The organism is Halomonas sp. SIMBA_159, from assembly GCF_046536035.1.
GTDB classification, from domain to species: Bacteria; Pseudomonadota; Gammaproteobacteria; order Pseudomonadales; family Halomonadaceae; genus Vreelandella; species Vreelandella venusta_A.
Window position 1 is genome coordinate 1 of the sequence record NZ_JAWJBT010000622.1, and the last position, 270, is coordinate 270.

Annotated in this window: 1 protein-coding gene; it reads left to right on the forward strand. The window is 53.0% G+C overall.

Annotation, left to right across the window (positions count from 1 at the left end):
- The coding region (locus tag R0J87_RS20690; protein ID WP_498888601.1) for an alpha/beta hydrolase fold domain-containing protein at window positions 1-270 on the forward strand (270 nt) is incomplete at both ends.

Here is a 270-nt window from a genome sequence, read left to right on the forward strand (position 1 = left end):
TGTATGTTGATTACACCCCATCACCGGAAGCGAAATACCCAACCGCAATCAACCAGGCGTATGCCGCCACCCAATGGGTCGCCGAAAATGGTCAGAAAATTGGTGTGGATGGTAACCGCCTGGCCGTCGCCGGTAATAGCGTCGGTGGTAACATGGCGGCGGTAGTGGCATTGAAAGCGAAAGAAGCAGGCACACCGAAACTGAAATTCCAGCTGTTGCTGTGGCCGGTCACCGATGCCAGCTTTAACAATACGTCGTACCATACTTATG